The 12,061-nt window shown below is 62.5% G+C and carries 11 protein-coding genes; 7 read left to right on the forward strand and 4 right to left on the reverse strand.

What is annotated here, in order from left to right:
* Positions 1–3: 3 nt before the first annotated feature.
* Positions 4–1,572, reverse strand: a complete 1,569-nt coding sequence (locus tag G3O01_RS24160; RefSeq protein WP_205808550.1) for an MDR family MFS transporter — start codon at positions 1,570–1,572, stop codon at positions 4–6.
* The gene (locus G3O01_RS24165) at positions 1,565–2,689 is read right to left on the reverse strand and encodes an HlyD family secretion protein (RefSeq protein WP_205808552.1); all 1,125 of its coding nucleotides are present in this window, start codon (positions 2,687–2,689) and stop codon (positions 1,565–1,567) included. The genes G3O01_RS24160 and G3O01_RS24165 overlap by 8 nt, the downstream gene beginning before the upstream one ends.
* Before the next feature lie 126 nt (positions 2,690–2,815).
* On the opposite strand from G3O01_RS24165, the gene G3O01_RS24170 reads away from it, so the two are divergent.
* A complete protein-coding gene (locus G3O01_RS24170; protein WP_205808554.1) occupies positions 2,816–3,550 on the forward strand; it encodes a CerR family C-terminal domain-containing protein in 735 nt (244 codons plus the stop codon).
* A gap of 280 nt (positions 3,551–3,830) precedes the next feature.
* A complete protein-coding gene (locus G3O01_RS24175) occupies positions 3,831–4,025 on the forward strand; it encodes a hypothetical protein (protein WP_205808555.1) in 195 nt (64 codons plus the stop codon).
* A 48-nt stretch (positions 4,026–4,073) separates the two neighbouring features.
* Here the strand turns inward: G3O01_RS24175 and G3O01_RS24180 are convergent, their stop codons facing one another.
* Together G3O01_RS24180 and G3O01_RS24185 are read right to left on the reverse strand one after the other, a co-directional pair.
* Positions 4,074–4,628, reverse strand: coding sequence for a thioesterase family protein (locus G3O01_RS24180; protein ID WP_205808557.1), 555 nt, complete (start codon positions 4,626–4,628; stop codon positions 4,074–4,076).
* A 98-nt stretch (positions 4,629–4,726) separates the two neighbouring features.
* Positions 4,727–5,833 carry an aromatic acid exporter family protein gene (locus G3O01_RS24185; RefSeq protein ID WP_205808559.1) on the reverse strand — a complete coding sequence of 369 codons (1,107 nt, stop codon included), beginning with the start codon at positions 5,831–5,833 and terminating at the stop codon, positions 4,727–4,729.
* A 242-nt stretch (positions 5,834–6,075) separates the two neighbouring features.
* Here G3O01_RS24185 and G3O01_RS24190 point away from each other — a divergent pair, with 242 nt between their 5' ends.
* The 5 genes from G3O01_RS24190 to G3O01_RS24210 all read left to right on the forward strand — a co-directional run bounded on the left by G3O01_RS24190 (position 6,076) and on the right by G3O01_RS24210 (position 12,058).
* Positions 6,076–6,642: a GNAT family N-acetyltransferase gene (locus G3O01_RS24190; RefSeq protein WP_205808560.1), complete on the forward strand. Its 567-nt coding sequence runs from the start codon at positions 6,076–6,078 to the stop codon at positions 6,640–6,642.
* A gap of 30 nt (positions 6,643–6,672) precedes the next feature.
* Positions 6,673–7,524: a MerR family transcriptional regulator gene (locus tag G3O01_RS24195; protein WP_205808562.1), complete on the forward strand. Its 852-nt coding sequence runs from the start codon at positions 6,673–6,675 to the stop codon at positions 7,522–7,524.
* 1,092 nt (positions 7,525–8,616) lie between these two features.
* Positions 8,617–10,185, forward strand: coding sequence for an NAD(P)/FAD-dependent oxidoreductase (locus G3O01_RS24200; RefSeq protein ID WP_205808564.1), 1,569 nt, complete (start codon positions 8,617–8,619; stop codon positions 10,183–10,185).
* A gap of 36 nt (positions 10,186–10,221) precedes the next feature.
* A complete protein-coding gene (locus tag G3O01_RS24205) occupies positions 10,222–11,130 on the forward strand; it encodes an SDR family NAD(P)-dependent oxidoreductase (RefSeq protein ID WP_205808579.1) in 909 nt (302 codons plus the stop codon).
* Between the two features lie 46 nt (positions 11,131–11,176).
* On the forward strand, positions 11,177–12,058 hold the full coding sequence (locus tag G3O01_RS24210) for a metal-dependent hydrolase (protein WP_205808581.1): 882 nt from the start codon (positions 11,177–11,179) through the stop codon (positions 12,056–12,058).
* Positions 12,059–12,061 lie beyond the last annotated feature (3 nt).

Here is a 12,061-nt window from a genome sequence, read left to right on the forward strand (position 1 = left end):
GTATCAATGTCCGGCCGACGGCGTGCCCGGTGCCGGCTTCTTGAGAAGAAAAGCGAGAGGAATGCACAGCAGCAGCGCGACGGCGAGCACATAGAACGTTTCTGAAAACGTGATGACGCTCGCCTGCAACTGCATCTGCGCCGCGAGCTGGCCAAGCGCCTGCATCTTCGCGTACGCCATGTCGCCGTGTTGCGCGAAAAAGCCCGCTGCGCTTTGCGTGACATGCTCCTGGCCGATCAGCGAATTCGCCGTCACCGACTCGCGGATCATGTCGTCATGAAACGTGTTGCGACGGTCGATGAACGTGCCAAGCAAAGCCAGTCCCACCGATCCGCCCAGGTTACGCGCCATGTTGTAAAGACCCGCGGCATCGCCTGCCTGTTCGCGCGGCACGGCTGCCATCGACGCCTGATTCAGCGGCATCATCGCGAGCACCTGGCCGACGCCGCGCAGCAGTTGCGACCACGTGAAGTCATCGCCCGCGCTTTGCGATGTCAGCGCGACGTCGAGCAGGCAACTGCCCGCGAAACATGCGAGGCCACCCATCACGAGCAAACGCGTGTCGACACGGCCCATCAGGCGCGGCAGCACAGGCATCATCAGAAACGCGGGTAGGCCCGACATCAGCATCACGGCGCCCGACTGCTGCGCGTTGTAACCCGCAATGCCCGAAAGAAATTGAGGCAACAGATACGACACGCAATAGAGCCCCGCGCCGACCGTGAAGACGATAAAGATCACGCTCGCATAACGTGCGTTGGTCAGCAGCTTCAGACGCACGATGGGATGCTTCGACACGAACTGCGCAGCCAGCAGCAACGCGATGCCAACCACGGCAACCACGCTCAGCCACACGATCATCGACGATTCGAACCAGCGCTCACGCTGCCCTTCTTCGAGCACGACGGTGAGCGAACTCAACCCCGCCGCCATCCCGACGATGCCAAGCCAGTCCGCGCGCACGAACTGCTGCCAGTTGGTTTTCGCCGTATCCAGCCCGGCGACGAGCAGCACGACGAGCGCCACGCCCACGGGCAGATTCAGAAAGAAGCACCAGCTCCAGTCGATATTCTCCGCCAGCCAGCCGCCCACCACGGGCCCGAGCAGCGGCCCGAGCAGCACGATCAGTCCGAACGCCGTCATGCCGATGGGCATCTGGTGACGCGGCAAGCGCGTCGCAACGATGGTCTGCGCGGTCGGAATCATCGCGCCGCCCGCGAAGCCCTGGCCGATGCGCCCGACGATCATCTGCGGCAGGCTATGCGACATCCCGCACATGATCGAGAACAGCGTGAAAAGTGTTGCGTTGCCGAGCAGGAAGTTACGCAGCCCGAACACGCGCGTGAGCCACGCGGCGAGCGGAATCATCACGATCTCGGACATCAGATAGCCCGTCGATATCCACGTGCCCTCCGTACCCGTTGCGCCGATCTGCCCTTGAATCTGCGGCAAGGCGGAGTTCGTGATGGAGATGTCGAGCGTTGCCATCAGCGCGCCGAGCGCGCCCGCGGCAACGGCGATCCAGTCGGCCGCCGTCGCGTTGGCAGGTTTCGCGGCGGCGTGCTCAGCCACGGCCGTTCTCGCTTTCGATGCGCGCTTCGTTGTCGCGCGCGCCGCGCGTGTCGACATCGACATTCACGGAAAGGCCCGGCAGCAGCACCTTGCGCGTTTCAGGACCGACATCGAGCTTGATGCGCACCGGCACGCGCTGCACGATCTTCGTGAAGTTGCCCGTCGCGTTCTGCGCGGGCAGCAGCGCGAACTGCGAACCCGTGCCCGGCGAGAAGCTGTCGATCGTGCCGTGCAGCTTCGTGCCCGGCAATGCGTCGACGCGCATCGTGACAGGCTGGCCCTTACGCATCATGCCGATCTGCGTTTCCTTGAAGTTCGCGATGAGATACACGTCCTGCACGGGCACGATCGTCATGAAGCGCGTGCCCGGCTGCGCGTACTGACCGATACGCACGCTGCGGTCGCCGACGCGGCCGTCGATGGGACTCTTGAGCACCGTGTCCTGTGTGTCGAGTTGCGCCTGGCGCGCGCTGGCTTCGGCGGCGGTCAACTGCGCGCGCGCCTGTTCGATCGCGGCCTGCGTGGTCGCGATCTGGCGTTCGGCGCTTTGCAGCGCGGCGGCATCCGCGGCACGCGTGGCGCTTGCCTGGCGCTGCGTGTTGCGCAATTCCTCGACGCGTTCGGATGTTTCGGCACCTGTCGCGGCCAGCGGCTCGTAGCGCTTGACCTGGCCGACGGCATGCGCCTCGTTCGCGCTCGCGCCGTCGAGTTGCGCGCGGGCTTGCGCGATGGCCGCCTGCTGCTGCGAGAGTTCCGCCTGGCCGCGCAGGATATCCGCGTGACGTGCGGCGATGGTGGCGTTCGCCTGTTCGAGCACGGCATCGTACTGGCGGCTATCGAGCCGCACGAGCGGCTCGCCGCGCTTGACGGCCTGGTTGTCGCCGACCAGCACTTCGGCCACGTAACCGGAGACTTTCGGCGCGACGGTCATGCCATCGGCCTGCAGATACGCGTCGTCCGTACTTTCGATGAAACGGCCCACCGTCCACCAGTGCGCGCCCCATGCAATTGCGCCGAGCACGGCAACGCCGCCGATGACAAGAAATACGCCCTTCTTTCTGGACCGTTGCGCGTTAGCGGCGCGCCCCGATTCATCGACGGGCAAAGTGGCTGACATGTTGACCTCGAATAATTTATACCGATCGTTATAATTATTCCAGTTGGTACAATTTAGTCAACAATATTGTTTTTACGATCCTTACCTTTTACCTTTCCGCTTATCCCTCATTCACCCTCAAACGACGTGACCACACGCACACCGAGACATCGCCCCGCAGCGGAAGGCGGCTATCAGCGCGGCGAAGAGACCCGCGCGAAGATCATCGAGGCGGCGCTGAGCCTGTTTGGCGAGCGCGGCTTCGAAGGCGCGTCCACGCGCGAGATTGCCGAGCATGCGGGCGTCAACGCGCCTGCGCTGGTGTATTACTTCGACAACAAGGAAGGCGTCTATCAGGCCTGCGTCGAGTACATCATGGCGAACGTGGCGGCCTTCTTCGCGGATGCCGTCGAGGCCGCGCAGAAAGTCCTCGACGCGAATCCTTCCGACGATCAACTGATCGAAGCGTTTCGCTCGATTCAGGCGCGCGTCGCCAGTTATCTGTTCACGACGGAAACGCCCGCTACGTGGCGGCTTTTCATGGCACGCGAACAGGCGGGACTCGGTCCGGCATTCGCCGCCGAACGGTTGAACGAGCGCATGCGCAAGCCATTGCTGAGCGTGAGTTCGGAGATCGTCGGGCGCCTGCTGGGACGGCCCGCCGATGATCCCGAAACGGTGATCCGGCTGCTGGCCATCAACGGTCAGCTCGTGTCGTTCCATCTCACGCGTTGCACGGCATTGGCGGCGCTGCAGTGGAAGTCGATCGACGGCGAGCGGCTCGAGCAGCTCCGCACGATCATCGACGAGCAGAGCGTCGTGCTGTTGCGCGCGATGATCGAGTGGCGCGAGGCGAACAGCAAGCCGCGCAAGAAGAAGTGAAGCGTCGTTGCACGCCTCCGAATGCCTTAACGTCCCTTACAAAGGCAGACAGATCGTGACAGGAGAATTTGTACGTCGACCACGCGCGAAGTCTTGCGCGACAAGCATTGACGCGCATTTACAGCGCATAAGACACGCGCCGTCGCACGCAAACTTCTGTTGATTTTGTAACGCGGATGTCAAGCGCGATTGTCCTTCGATGGGTAAGGTGCGGGCTTCGTACTGCACCGCGTGTTCGCAGCGGTGCAGCGAAACGCACAACTCATAGAAGGAGCAATCGATGCGCAAGCTCGCGATTCTGGCCGTCATGGCCGCATTGACCGCCACGTTGTCCGGATGCTGGTGGGGCCCGCCTCCTGGTGGCGGCGGCTGGGGCGGCGGTGGACCGGGACATGGCGGCGGCGGACCTGGCGGACCGGGAGGCGACGGCCCGCATGGCGCGGTCGTCGTGCCGCATGCAGCGGCCCAAGCCTAAAGCTGCACACAACGCGCGCTGCTCTGCAAACTGCAGCGCGCGCGTCGTTCAACCTCGAGCGGCGGGCTGGCGTGGCGCGTTCGACAGCGTCATCCCGCCTTCCGCCGCGCTCCACTGCACGACCCAGTCGGGCAATGCGGGCGATGCCTGCGTGACGCCCGCCAGCGCCAGGAGTTCATCGGTCGGCACGGTGCCGCCGCTGCGCTTCAGAAAACGCGCGCGCACGACACCGAGCGCAACCTGCACACCATCGCGGACGAATCCCTGTTCGATGAACACATGCTTGTCGTCCCAGCCGATCACGCGCGTCGCGACGTCGTAACGGTCCCACCATTCCAGCGAGCGGTGAAAGCGCATCGTTTCCAGCGTCACGACGGGATACCAGCCTCGCTTCCGGATCTCAGGCCACATGCGCGAGCGAATCATCAGATCGACGCGCGCGAGATCGAGGATCGTGAAATAGCGGCCGTTCGTCATATGACGCAGCACGTCGAGATCGTTGAGCCACACACGAAACGGCGTGATGCAGGTATCGAGCACATGCAGCTGCCCGCGACGCGGACTCAATACGAACGTGAGGAACAGGCGTAACAGCAGGTTCATGGCAAAGCTCGCCTGGGCGATGCGGGTGATCTGAAAGCTCGCATGTTAATCGACAGCTTGCTGCGCCGACGCCCAGTTTTATAGAGCTTCTCTTCGCATCAGGTCGCGTTGGCCGCGACACCGGCCGCCGCCAGATGCTCCGTGTGCATGTCGCTCAACCGGCACAGCAGGATGCCGTAGCCCGCAAGATGCCCGAGATAGACACTGGTGAACACGCCGGGCGCAGGCAGCGTATCGACGATCTCGTGCAGCACCTCCATTTGCAGCGGCTTCACGGCGAGCGCCTCGCGCTCGACGCGCAGATCGGCTACCTGCGCGAGCTTGCCGTGCGCATCGATCAGTCTGGCAAGCCCGGTGCGAAAAGCCTCGCGCCAATGCGGATCGAGTGCGGCGAACTGATCGTGGAAGGTGGCGACCGTTTCCAGGAAGTTGACGAGCGAATCGAACAGTTCGTGATAACACCAGAAAAGCGGCAGCCGCTCGCGATTGCGCTGCAGATGCGGCGACATCCACGCCTGCTGCAGATCCATCTTGAGCAGGCCATGCGCTTCCTTCAGGTCGGTGCTCGCCGTTCTCAGCTTGCCGATGCTCGCCTTCAGTTGCGCCGGATCGTCCGCGCCCGACGCAATCTGGCCAAGCGCCTGCAAGGCCTGTTCGTTGCCGTCGTTGACGAGCCGGTTCGCCCAGAAGCCGTGATCGGGCGGAAACGCGAGCTGCTGGAGGATGAAGCCCAGCAGCATGCCGAGCACCACGCCGATCAGACGCTGTTCCAGCAGCGGCAGATGCTCGCCCGTGTAGAGCACGAGCGTCATCGGAATCGTGATGCTCGTCATCTGGAACAGCGACGGCCGCAGCCGAACGATCGCAAAGATCACGAGCGGCAGCAGCAGCGTGCCGAGCCACAGATGCGGCGCCGTCACCCAGATCACGAGCGTGGCGATCGGCATTGCGACGACGTTCGACATCACGCGCCGATAGAAATAACCGCGCGCCGCCGAGATCGAGCTGCCGAGCGCGAGCGTCAGCATCGTCGAACTGGCGAGCGCAACGGCCGCTTCGGGATAGCCCAGGTTGTAGGGAATCGAAAAGCCGATCCACAGCCCGAGCGTCAGCTTGACGTACTTGGCGTTTTCCGAAAGGGAGAAGCGCGCAAGTGCGCGGCGAAACGGCGTCAGCGGCTTGTGTGCGTACGAAGCGGACGACATGGTTGCTCCTGCAAGCGGGACAGCACTGGATGCGCGGCATCGGCATGGTTGATGGGAATTGTACCGATGCATCGACGACAGCCGTGCGAGTTTCGTTGCTCCTGGATTGGCTCACCCTCCTGGATTGGCTCACCTTGATCGGCTTTGACCGCGCGCGTGTCACCAATTTTGACCCGCTTCATTTCCTCGCACGCCACAGGCATAGTGATAGCTTTCCAGCCTCGACACCGCAACCCGACACAATGAGCGAGACCTCCCCGGCCGCCGCGCCCGTCATCCGCGACGCCACCGACGCCGACTTCCACGCCATCCAGGCCATCTACGCGCACCACGTTTTGACAGGTGTCGCATCGTTCGAAGAAACGCCGCCCTCCGCCGAAGAACTGCAGCAGCGCCGCGCCGCCGTGCTCTCGCACGGTCTGCCGTATATCGTGGCGCTCGTCGACGGCAAGCTTGCGGGCTATGCGTACGCGACGCTCTATCGTCCGCGCGTCGCGTATCGCTTTACGATCGAAGACTCGATCTATATCGACGATGCATGCCGCGGCCGCGGCGTCGGACGCGCGCTGCTCGCCGCGCTGATCGAGCGATGCGAACAGGGACCGTGGCGCCAGATGGTCGCCGTGATCGCGGACGGCGGACGCGGCGGTTCGCTATCGCTGCATCGCGCCGCCGGGTTCGAGCTGGTCGGCACATTGAAGGCGGTTGGTTTCAAGCAAGGCCGCTGGCTCGATTCGACGCTGATGCAGCGCGCGCTCAGCCACGGCAGTGACGCGTTGCCCACCGACGCCCAGGCCATCGACGGGTAATGCGGTAGCGCGCCGCGCTAGAATCACCGCATGCCCAGAACATCCAGACCCGCGCTGGCGAGCGCAGCCTCGCCAGTCGCGCAGCGCAACGAATACACCGTCGACGAACTCGCGCGCGTGACGGACTCGACCGTGCGCAACATTCGCGCGTATCAGGACCGCGGTCTGCTCGCGCCGCCAGAAAAGCGCGGCCGCGTAGGCGTGTACGACGACACGCACGCGTCGCGGCTCAAGCTCATCAACCACCTGCTCGCGCGCGGCTACACGCTCGCGAACATCCAGGACCTGATCAAGGCGATCGACGAAGGCCACGATCTGCGTTCGATCCTCGGCCTTGAAAACGCTATCGGCAGCCGCTGGTCGCATGAGCATCCGAAGCAGTATTCGCTCGTCGAACTTGCGCGGATGTTCGGCGTCAAGGGCACGCCGGCTGCGTTGACGAAGACGGTTTCGAAGGCGATCGAACTCGGGTTGCTCGAGCGCGACGGGCTCTCGTTTGTCGCGCGCAGTCCCGCGACGCTCAACGCCGGCGCGACGATGGCGCAAGCGGGCATTCCGCTTTCCGATCTGCTCGATGCGGTGAACGTATCGCGTCCGCATTTCAATGCGATTGCGAAGGCGCTGGTCGATCTTGTCGTACGGCAACTGGATCGCTACGACGCTGATGCGCTGCCGCCGCCGGCCGATGTTCCTGCTCTCGTCGATGCGGTCTGGCGCGTGCGGCCGCTCGGTATGGTGCTGGTGGAAAGTGAAATGAATCGCGCGCTGGAAGAGGCTTCCGGTGATTATCTTGGTGACCGCGTCGCGGCGATTATGGGGAAGCTTGAACGCAAAGATGCGGGTGGGGGTGGTTCGGTTAATGTCAGTAAGAAGAAGAGATAGTTTGTTTGGTTTGTTTGGTTTGTTTGTCTTGCGACGCTTTTGTGGTCTGCTTTTGGTTTCGCTGGCATCCGCGATTTGCCTTCGTGCTTCATGCGTCGCCCCTGTGCGGGGCGGCACCTACTTTTCTTTGCCGCGGCAAAGAAAAGTAGGCAAAAGAAAGCCGCTGAACACCGCCAGTGCTAGTTCTTGCCTGAGGGCCCCCACAGGGTCTTATCCTTCACGCGGCATCGTTCTTCTCGTTGCCCGCTGCCAACGCTTCGAATTGGCTCATCACCCGCTCCACACTCCCGCGTCGCCACACGCGTGATCAAATCGCCCACGTTCTATAGCGGCAAACTGTGTGTAGGCTGTCGCGGCGTATGCGCTCCACTCCGGACTGAACACCAAGATCACGGCTCGAAAGCACGATCGGTGTCGTAAGAGCGCTGAGATGTGGAGTACTACGACCTACACACAGTTTGCCACCTGGGCGGCCGTAACCAATCGCTGCCGCTTGCTGTGCCACGGGTGATTGGAGTGGGTGAGGCGCCCATTCAAGGCGTTAGCAGCGGGCGTTGGCTCGATGGACGCCGTTTGAAGCGGAGGAACTGTTGGGGGCCCTCAGGCGGTGGTCAGGAAACGGCGGTGTTAGCCCGCTTTCTTTGCTTACTTTCTTTGCGGCGGCAAAGAAAGTAAGTGCCGCCCCGCACAGGGGCAACGCGTGAAGCACCAATAACAAAACGCGGATACCAGCGACACCACAAGCAAACCTCCCACGCGTCGCAAGACAAACCAGCAACAAATCGCGGATGCCAGCGAAACCAAAAGCAGACCACAAAAGCGTCGCAAGACAAAACCAAAACCAAAACCAAAACCAAAACCACAAAACCAACCTCGATCACAACGCAAGCGTTTGAACAAATCGCAAACACGCCCGCCGCGCCGCGCCGCACATCCACACACAGCGTTTAAACGACGCCGTCTTTAAGTCCACATAGAGCCGCCAGTCTAAAAACACGCCTTGCGCAACACCCACACGCCCCCTATCGTTACATCCATCAATGTAACAGTTATCACTGACCACAACAGGTAAAAACAGGGAGACAGAAACGGATGAACGACAAGACGCCACGCGTCGCCCCCTCACGCGACGACACGAGACCCATCGAGACGGATATCGCCATCATCGGCTCGGGCTTCGCGGGGCTCGGCATGGCGATCCGGCTGCGGCAGTCCGGCATCACGGACTTCGTGATCGCGGAGAAAGCAGAATCCGTCGGCGGCACCTGGCGCGACAACCACTACCCCGGCTGCGCGTGCGACGTGCAATCGCATGTCTATTCGTTTTCGTTCGCACCAAATCCGCGCTGGTCCCGCATGTTCGCGCGACAGCCGGAAATCCGCGCGTATCTGGAAAATTGCGTGCAGCACTTTCACATCACGTCGCATCTGCGCTTGCGTCACGAACTCGCAAGCGCGGTCTACGACGAAACGCGGCATCGCTGGCAACTGCGCTTTGCAAATGGGCAGCAATGGTCCGCGCGCGTGCTCGTGTCGGGTATGGGCGGGTTGTCGCGCGCGGCGTTTCCGGACATCGAAGGCCTCGAATCGTTCGAAGGCAAGATGTTCCATTCGCAGCAATGGGACCACACCTATCCGCTCGACGGCAAGCGCGTTGCCGTGATCGGCACCGGTGCGAGCGCGATCCAGTTCGTGCCGCAGATCGCGCCGCGCGTCGCGCATCTCGATCTGTTCCAGCGCACGCCGCCGTGGATCATGCCGAAGGCCGATCGTGCCGTGCGGCCCGTCGAGCAATGGCTGTTCCGTCATCTGCCGTTCACGCAGAAGCTGATGCGCGCGAGCCTCTTCAGCATGCTCGAATCGCGCGCATTCGGCTTTGCCGTGCATCCATCGCTGATGAAGACCGCGCAGAAGGTCGCCGTGCGTCATCTGCACAAACAGGTCAGCGATCCGCAACTGCGCAAGACGCTCACGCCCGACTACACGATGGGCTGCAAGCGCGTCCTCATCTCCAACGATTACTTCCCGGCCGTTGCGCGCGCAAATGTTTCGGTGAAGACGACAGGCATCGCGCGCGTCGAGCCGCATGCAATCGTCACGACCGACGGCGTGCGCCATCCGGCCGATTGCATCATCTTCGGCACGGGCTTTCAGGTCGCCGATCCGTTTCCGCGCGGCGTCGTGAAGGGACGCGGCGGCGTCGATATCGTCGATACATGGCGCAACGGCGCGCATGCGTATCTCGGCACGACGCTGCCGGGCTATCCGAACTTCTTCATGATCGTCGGCCCGAATACGGGGCTTGGACACAACTCGATGGTGTTCATGATCGAGTCGCAGGTCGAGTACATCCTGCGCGCGCTCAAGACGATGCAACGCGAAAACGCGGCGGCGATCGAAGTGCGACCGCACGTGGAGCGCGAATACAACGAACGCATCCAGCAGAAACTCGGGCGCGCGATCTGGTCCGTGGGCGGCTGCAAGAGCTGGTATCTCGATCCGCGCAACGGCAAGAACACGACACTGTGGCCGGGCTTCGCGTATCGCTTCCGCAAAGCGACCCGCACCTTCCGCATCGACGATTACTTCGCGTACACGCATGCATCGCATGACGCGCAATCCGTACAAACGACGCACGCGACACCCGTCGAAGCAGCATGACACAACGATAAAGGCACAAGCTCAGGGAGACGATCAATGAAGCACTTCAACGACCGCGTCGCGGCGATCACAGGCGCAAGCTCCGGCATGGGCCGCGCGCTCGCGATCCAGCTTGCGCGCGAGGGCTGCCATCTCGCACTCGCCGACCGCAATGCAGCGGCGCTCGCCGAAACCGCGCAACTGGCACAGGCCGTTGCGCCGCAACGCATTGGCGCGCCGCTGCGCATCACCACATGCGTGCTCGATGTCGCCGACCGCGCCGCGATGTACGACTGGGCGGCCGACACCGCGCGCCAGCACGGACGCGTGAACCTTGTCTTCAACAATGCGGGCGTCGCGCTGTCGAGCACGATCGACGGGATGGATTATGACGATCTCGAATGGATAGTCGGCATCAATTTCTGGGGCGTCGTGCATGGCACGAAAGCGTTCCTGCCTTTGCTGAAAACATCGGGCGAAGGACATATCGTCAATACGTCGAGCGTATTCGGACTCTTCGCGCAGCCCGGCATGAGCGGCTACAACGCAACCAAATTCGCCGTGCGCGGCTTCACTGAAGCATTGCGCCAGGAACTCGATCTGATGAAGTGTGGTGTTTCGGCGACCTGCGTCCATCCGGGCGGCATTCGCACGGCGATTGCGCAATCCAGCCGCATTGCGTCGAACATGGTCGGCTTCATGATCGAGAACGAACAGCAAGGCAAGGATGACTTCGAGAAGTTCTTCATCACGACGGCCGACGATGCCGCGCGCGTGATTCTCGACGGCGTGCGCCGCAACAAACGGCGTGTGCTGATCGGCCGCGACGCACGCGCCGCCGACTGGCTCGCGCGCACATTGCCCGCTGCTTATCAGGCGCTCGTCGTGCTGCAAACGCGCCGCCTGAAGCGCCTCGCACAAAAGCGCGCACGGCGCGACGCAGCCGTCGAAGGACGGCGCGCATGAGCGCTTTCTTGCCGCCATCGAATCAATCTCGCCAGGGAGACAGGCCATGATGCCCGTACGCCGCGACCTCCGCTTCGCCCTGCCCGCAGATCGCGCCTGCGACTGGCATCGGCTCGGCCCGCACGTCACGCATTTCTTCAACGCACTGTCGTTGCTGTTCCCGGCGGGCGAGCGCTTTTTCATGGACAGCGTGCGCCACTATCGCGACCAGATTACGGACCCGGAGCTTAAAAAGCAGGTGCTCGGCTTCATCGGCCAGGAAGCAATGCACACGCGCGAGCATATCGAGTACAACGATCTGCTCGAATCGGCGGGATTGCCCGCGCATCTGCTCGACAGGCGGCTCACGATGTTCCTCAACCTGAACCGCAAGCTGCTGCCGCCTTCGTATCAACTGGCGATGACAGTCGCGCTCGAACACTACACGGCGATGCTTGCGGGCTTGCTGCTCGAGGACGGCTCGCGCATCGAAGGTTCGGTTGAAGGCTACGCGCAGATGTGGACCTGGCACGCGCTCGAAGAGACGGAGCACAAATCCGTCTCGTACGATGTATGGAATACGGTGATGAAACCGGGCATTGGCCGTTACCTGATCCGCACGGGCACGATGATCGCCGTGACCGTGTTCTTCTGGCTGATCGTGTTCGACTATCACGTGCGTCTGCTGATTCGGGATCGCAAGCGTGGTCACAATCTGCGCGGCTTATGGAGCGTGGTGAAGTTTCTGTACGGTCCGAAACACGGCGTATTCCCCGGCATCGCACGCGAATGGCTGCGGTTTTTCAAGCCCGGTTTTCATCCGTGGGATCACGACAATCGTGTGCATCTTGCGCGTATCGACGGACTCGTCGCCGCGGTCGACGCCGCTAATTCCGCGAACCCCGGCGCGCTGAAAAAAGCGCGGCGTGGCGTGCGCGCGGCAGCGTAACGC

The organism is Burkholderia sp. Ac-20365 (genome assembly GCF_017104715.1).
Lineage (GTDB): Bacteria > Pseudomonadota > Gammaproteobacteria > Burkholderiales > Burkholderiaceae > Paraburkholderia.

Excerpts from the sequence above, each read along its gene's own strand:
- G3O01_RS24165 (WP_205808552.1), bottom strand. The coding sequence starts at position 2,689 with ATGTCAGCCACTTTGCCCGTCGATGAATCGGGGCGCGCCGCTAACGCG.
- G3O01_RS24175 (WP_205808555.1), top strand. The coding sequence starts at position 3,831 with ATGCGCAAGCTCGCGATTCTGGCCGTCATGGCCGCATTGACCGCCACG.
- G3O01_RS24180 (WP_205808557.1), bottom strand. The coding sequence starts at position 4,628 with ATGAACCTGCTGTTACGCCTGTTCCTCACGTTCGTATTGAGTCCGCGT.
- G3O01_RS24185 (WP_205808559.1), bottom strand. The coding sequence starts at position 5,833 with ATGTCGTCCGCTTCGTACGCACACAAGCCGCTGACGCCGTTTCGCCGC.
- G3O01_RS24190 (WP_205808560.1), top strand. The coding sequence starts at position 6,076 with ATGAGCGAGACCTCCCCGGCCGCCGCGCCCGTCATCCGCGACGCCACC.
- G3O01_RS24195 (WP_205808562.1), top strand. The coding sequence starts at position 6,673 with ATGCCCAGAACATCCAGACCCGCGCTGGCGAGCGCAGCCTCGCCAGTC.
- G3O01_RS24200 (WP_205808564.1), top strand. The coding sequence starts at position 8,617 with ATGAACGACAAGACGCCACGCGTCGCCCCCTCACGCGACGACACGAGA.
- G3O01_RS24205 (WP_205808579.1), top strand. The coding sequence starts at position 10,222 with ATGAAGCACTTCAACGACCGCGTCGCGGCGATCACAGGCGCAAGCTCC.
- G3O01_RS24210 (WP_205808581.1), top strand. The coding sequence starts at position 11,177 with ATGATGCCCGTACGCCGCGACCTCCGCTTCGCCCTGCCCGCAGATCGC.